The sequence below is a fragment of the Streptomyces wuyuanensis genome (assembly GCF_900103455.1).
Classification (GTDB): Bacteria; Actinomycetota; Actinomycetes; order Streptomycetales; family Streptomycetaceae; genus Streptomyces; species Streptomyces wuyuanensis.
In genome coordinates this window covers 1-1,418 of the sequence record NZ_FNHI01000003.1, presented here as the reverse complement: position 1 = coordinate 1,418, position 1,418 = coordinate 1, and the positions used below count along the sequence as shown (strand labels likewise).

Sequence of the window (1,418 nt, the reverse complement as noted above, 5' to 3'; positions counted from 1 at the left end):
TGAAACTCGCCATCGCCCTCGACCGGGCCGTCACCCTCAAGGACGTCACCCGCCACCCCGTCCTCACCGACCTCGCCGCACTCCTCGACAAGAACGGCAACGCCGCCACCACGGACCGGCCCGCATCGGACGGCCCGGGTACCGGCACCGCGCCCGGCCGGCGCCGCACCGCCGGAGACGACCTGCTGGAGCGGCTGTCGGAGCCGAAGGACGCACGGGCCGGCGCCCTGATCTGCTTCCCGTACGCGGGTGGCAACGCGGTGAACTTCCAGCCGCTGGCCCGGGCGCTGGCCGGCGACGGGCCCGCCGTGTACGCCGTCGAGCTGCCCGGCCACGACCTGGCGGCCGCCCGCGAACCCTTCGTCCCGCTGGACGAGGTCGTCGGTCGGGTCGTCGACGAGATCACCGGCCTCGGCGCGACCCGGGTGCTGCTGTGGGGCCACTCCTCCGGCGCGGCCCCCGCCGTGGAGACGGCCCGGAGGCTCCGGGAGCGCGGAGTCGAGGTCGAGCGGGTGTTCCTGGCCGCGCAGCTGCTCGGCACTGCGGCGGAGCGGCGGAGCGCCGTCGACGAGCTCACGCACAGGAGCAACGCCGAGATCGCCGCCGGGCTGGCCGACGACCGCGGCTACACCGAACTCGGCGAACTGGACGCCCAGCGCGCCGAGCACATCGGTGCCGCCTACCGCCACGACTGCGTGGCCGCCCACGAGTACTTCGCCGGCCTCCTCGAGGCCCCGCCCGCCGTGAAGCTGTCCGCGCCGGTCACCGTCGTGGTGGCCGCCGACGACCCCGTCACGGCGTCCCCCGGACGGCACCGCGACTGGCGGCTGCTGGCCGAACACACCGACCTGTACGAGCTCGCGGACGGGGGCCACTACTTCCTCCGCACCCGTCCGGCCGAGGCGGCACGAGCCGTAATGCGCGCCGCCGTCCTCCCGGCTCCCTCCTGAACCGCGACCGAAAGGAAAAGAGATGTCGTCCTCATCCCAGGCGTCACTGCTCGACGTGGAGTCGCAGCCGGGCAGGCCCCCGGTCCTGCACGTCGAGTCCCCCGGGGACGCGGCGAGCTGGGCGGCCGGGCAGCGGGACGCGCTGCGCTCCCTCGTCGCCGAGCGAGGCTCGGTGCTGGTGCGCGGTCTGGGGCTGCGTGAGGCGGACCAGGTCGGCGCGGTGTTCCAGCAGCTGGCCGGCGGGCCGCTGATGAGCGAGCGGGAGGCGTTCGCGGCACGGGAGTCGTACCGGGACGGCGTCTACTCCTCCACGGCGTGGCCGCCGAACCAGCCGATGTGCATGCACCACGAGCTCAGTTACACGCTGACGTTCCCCGGCACGATGATGTTCGCGTGTCTGACCGCGCCGGCGTCCGGCGGGGTCACGGGCGTTGCGGACGCGTCCACCGTGCTGGAGGCGCTGCCGGC

At 74.5% G+C, this 1,418-nt stretch carries 2 protein-coding genes; both read left to right on the top strand.

Going from position 1 to position 1,418, the window contains the following annotated elements; translation table 11 throughout:
* Nucleotides 1–950: thioesterase II family protein (locus BLT82_RS05550; RefSeq protein ID WP_143041479.1), on the top strand; the 950-nt coding region annotated here is incomplete at its 5' end.
* A 22-nt stretch (nt 951–972) separates the two neighbouring features.
* The coding region (locus tag BLT82_RS05545; protein ID WP_143041471.1) for a TauD/TfdA family dioxygenase at nt 973–1,418 on the top strand (446 nt) is incomplete at its 3' end.